Genomic DNA, 4,001 nt, shown 5'->3' with positions numbered 1-4,001 from the left:
CGCTGGGTGACAGCTTCAGCACAGGCTTAGCGTGCTTTATTTTCCGTTCTCTGAGACGTCCCCTACAACGCCGGCCATGGTACGCGCATCGGTGTCGCCTATCACGCAGGACAAATGCGGCCGATCTGGTGGAATTTCCGACCGCACTGGGCGGTGGCGCGCAAAATCCACAAATGATGAATACACGCACGGACAAGACGGGGCACCATTGGAGGGTGTCATCTTGCGATTGCGTGCATGGCGCGATACAATGTATCTCAATCAGTCGTAATAAGAGGCCGTCATGGCTACTACCACCACAATGGTTCACGTTCGCGTGGACGAAAACATCAAAGCGCAGGCTGCGGAAACGCTGGCCTCGATGGGCCTGACCGTCTCCGATGCGATCCGCGTGTTCCTGACCCGTGTCGTCGCTGACAAGGAGTTGCCGTTCGCACTCAAGGCACCGAACGCCACCAGTCGCGCCGCCATCGCCGAGGCCAACGAGATCATCAAGAGCCGTCGCGCTCGCTTCGCAACCGCTGACGCTCTGTTGAATGACCTCGAAGAAGCCAGCCTCAAGTAAGCGGGCGAACCTGCCTCACGCGTCGGACTACACCAAGGACTTCCTCAAGGACTGGCAGCGCCTGTCGCACTCCGGCCGGTACGACATGAACAGGTTGAAAGAGGCTATGACGCTGCTGATCGCAAACGACGGGCCGCTGCCGCCTGAATGGCTCGATCACCCGCTGACAGGTGAATGGGCAGGCCATCGCGAGTGCCACATCGGCGGCGACTTCCTGCTGATCTACACCCTCGACAACTCGGGCAAAAGCGGCTTGGTTGTGTTCGTGCGTAGCGGAACGCACTCTGATCTGTTCTCGTAGCCCCGAAAGAAACCCACCTCGCAGATCGTGGCGGTGAAATACCGTGGGCTGCCAGGGACGAAAACGCAGCTACAAGGCAGTTCCCTTCATTATCGTCGCCTGGAGTAGGGCATCAGAACTCGTACTTCTCTTTGCGCTGGATGAAGGCGTCGCGCCCGCCTTCCAGAATGCTGGCCACCTGATCCCGAATCACAGGAACGTCAATCGAGCCTTGTGCTTCCAACGCGAGACACCCGTGGTTCTCAGCGGCCGTGAAAACGCCAATCCACTCGGCATCACCGAACACCGGGATGTTCGCGTTGTGTGTCGCAAACAAGAACTGCCGACGCGTCTTTGCCTCCCTCAACTCGGCGACGATCCGATCTGCGATGAACGCGTTGTCGAGGTTGTCCTCCGGCTGATCCATCAGAAGGGGATCGACACTCTCAAGCAACAGCATGTGCAGAATTGCCGTGCACTGCTGGCCCGTAGAGAGCTTGCCGAGCGGCCGGAATACCGGATCGGCTTTGCCGTGCGCGACATTCAAAAAGATGTCCACACGATGCTCCAGCTCCAAAGCTTCCAACTCCATGAGCTGAGACGATTGGAGCTTGGTGAGTGCGTCGGCCACCATCTGCGTGACGCCCATCCAACCGAGTTGCACGTTGGCAGACCCTTTTTGAATCGACTGGGCTAGAGACAGCGGGCTGATCGTCTCAGCCTCCTCAATGAACGCAAGCCGCTTTTCGCCAACACCGTCCAGCTTGCAACCCAGCAGGAAGGTCATCAAGGGCGTGCGGTCAGCCTCCGGCACGATCTCCACCTTGAGCTTGCCCTCAAGTCGCTTGTTCAGCTTCTTCGCGGCCTTCTGCAACGCCTGTATGCGCTGCCCACGCAAATCGGACAGCTCGGCCAACCGTAGAACAAATTAAATTTGTCACTTTTGCGTCTATAAAGTTGTCAATTGGCGCTCCGTAGCGTCCCGGGTGCGCTGTGTGCCATACTGCACGGGGCTTACGGACTCGCGAAATAAAAATGTCAACTCAACGGTCGGGGTGCCACCGGCGTAAGCTACAAACTCGCCATCCTTGGGCCAAACTAGTCGGTCACTTCGGCCATCAGCGAAGATTTTACTGCTGAGCATTGCCCGCTCAGACGAGCACAACGGAGCCAGATTGGTTTTGTTATGCAACGAACATTGACGTCACGTTTGATTCAGGGTCGGCATCCTACGGTACTCGTGCAGTGGGCATGAATGCATAGAATAGACTCTATTTCATGCTGTAAATATAGTATCAAATTTGACATTTACGACTTTACATAGGCTTCCTACATTACAAATTAGTCAATAATCTACGTAGAACAGCAGCGCATTTTTCTTCTTCAACGGAGACATCGAAAGCGCGTCGAACTCTACAAGTCGTTAGGATCTAAGCACTGGCCCTCTGTGCCATCACGAATCGATCTAACAAATCTGGCTGTCCGCCACTTCATCGGCAAAAACGTAATCAACCAACGCCACTGCTTCGCTATTTTCAGTTTTAATACAATTAAATCAGCAACATATATGAAAAAATTCTATGGTCTAAGGTAAATTGACAAATTTAATTCGTTCGCATGCAAATTGACGACTTTATTTCGTTGCGAGTGGAAATAAATATGTCAACTCGCGCCGCGAAAGCCCGGTTTTGCAAGCGTTCTGGATTGACAACTTTATTGCGTTCTACGGCCGGCGGCCGGCGCGATTGCGCGTGCGACTGGCGCATTCGTGGCCTACAATCGATCGAGTCGATTTGACGCTCCCGAGTGGCTTTCTTTTTTTGGAGGCCACTATGTTTAACGCGAAGTCGAACGTTACGGGACACCTGTTCAGAATCCACAAAGACATGACCGCCGATGGCGTCATGCTCTGGGTGGGCTTCCTGAACATCAACGATGACATGATCGCGGCATCGGCCAGTCTCTCGATTGTCAATGACCGTCCTGACGGTTTCGACATTGCGCTTGGTACGCGCCGATCCGAGTCAAGGTGGTTTGGGTTATTACGCGCACATTGTTCCGACGAGCCCGTTTCCGGGTTCTGAGCTGCGCGGATACCTGAAACATCATGACCGGAAACTCGATGATGTTTTCGAGGTGTCGGGTGCTTATGGCATCAATGCTGACGGCACGAGCCGCCTGGATCTAACGATTAAGGCACGTTGAACGTGGGAGCTGGCTTTTTAGCCAACGCGGGGGGAAAGGCTTCGGCCTTTCCCCTTTTTTATGCGGCGTGCTCGCGCTGCGCGAGCACGCGATACAACGTCGATCTGTCGATTCCGAACAGGTCCGGGATAGCGGACTTATGTCATTGCATGCCCACCACCTCGGTGTACAACTTCCGCAGATGCTGGTCGGACATGTCGAGGATAGGCTCGTACATGAACGAGTTGAGGTGGATGTTCTCAGGCGTCATTAGCGTAACCCGTTGCAGCACTCGAATATTGGCCACCTCGCCAGCGAACAGCTCGCGGTAGCGCTTCAGCAGGGCCGGTGTTTGATTGGCGCTGACAGAGGCAAGCCATACTGCGTCGTTGATCTTCGCGGCCATGAACTTCTCGGCTTGCAGCCTGGTGGCAATCGCCAGCACGACCTTGTGCTCGAAGTTGATGCCGTCCGGCGCCTTCAGGCACTCCTTCGCCTCCGCGTCAATCAGATCGAGAACACTCTCCGCTGCATTGGGTGATTGCCCGTTGGCCGCGAAGAGCCGGCCATACGCATCGTCCAGGTCCGCAACCGTAATTTGCTGAGAGTCAGTTTTCCAGTGCAACAATGAAGTGAGGCGGATGTAGTCAGCATCTTTGTCGTCCTTCGTATACTCGATCAGATTGCGCATGAACGGGATGCAGCAGATCTTCATCTTGCGATTATCGTAGAAGCCTGGCTTCCAGAGATTCACAAAGACGTTCTTGATCCCGACCGCGTCTTGAAGTTTCACTCCTTGCCCGCGGTGACTGTCAAGGTAGTTGGAACGTGAGTTATGCGGCATCTACCACTTCTTGCACATGTTGCGTTTGATGATGTGTTTGCGGGTTAAGCCAGACACAGCCAATCGGTTGCCAGTTGCGTAGCTTACCGGACCATCGCGCCGGATTCAGTTCTCGAGCACGCTGATAC

Annotated in this window: 4 protein-coding genes and 1 pseudogene; 3 read left to right on the top strand and 2 right to left on the bottom strand. The window is 54.7% G+C overall.

The features are described 5' to 3' along the window. Window positions 1-283: 283 nt before the first annotated feature. Together WM40_RS25790 and WM40_RS25785 are read left to right on the top strand one after the other, a co-directional pair. The gene (locus WM40_RS25790) at window positions 284-565 is read left to right on the top strand and encodes a type II toxin-antitoxin system RelB/DinJ family antitoxin (RefSeq protein ID WP_024906104.1); all 282 of its coding nucleotides are present in this window, start codon (window positions 284-286) and stop codon (window positions 563-565) included. Then, entirely contained in the window at window positions 537-866 is a 330-nt protein-coding gene (locus WM40_RS25785; protein ID WP_036013544.1) for a type II toxin-antitoxin system YafQ family toxin, read from the top strand. Before WM40_RS25790 ends, WM40_RS25785 begins: the two co-directional genes overlap by 29 nt. A 112-nt stretch (window positions 867-978) precedes the next feature. On the opposite strand, the pseudogene WM40_RS25780 reads toward WM40_RS25785, so the two are convergent. Then, window positions 979-1,761: pseudogene (locus WM40_RS25780) on the bottom strand (TrlF family ATPase); the annotation flags it as partial. Between the two features lie 916 nt (window positions 1,762-2,677). Here WM40_RS25780 and WM40_RS31870 point away from each other — a divergent pair. Next, on the top strand, window positions 2,678-2,929 hold the full coding sequence (locus WM40_RS31870; RefSeq protein WP_157685275.1) for a hypothetical protein: 252 nt from the start codon (window positions 2,678-2,680) through the stop codon (window positions 2,927-2,929). A 263-nt stretch (window positions 2,930-3,192) separates the two neighbouring features. Here WM40_RS31870 and WM40_RS25770 read toward each other — a convergent pair whose 3' ends face one another. Further along, window positions 3,193-3,822 (bottom strand): hypothetical protein, encoded by a 630-nt coding sequence (locus WM40_RS25770; RefSeq protein WP_176026291.1) that lies wholly within the window; start codon window positions 3,820-3,822, stop codon window positions 3,193-3,195. Between the last annotated feature and the right edge of the window lie 179 nt (window positions 3,823-4,001).

It is taken from the genome of Robbsia andropogonis, assembly GCF_000970345.1.
Lineage (GTDB): Bacteria > Pseudomonadota > Gammaproteobacteria > Burkholderiales > Burkholderiaceae > Robbsia > Robbsia andropogonis.
The sequence above is the reverse complement of the archived record's forward strand: the minus strand, read 5'-3'. Positions and strand labels throughout refer to the sequence as shown.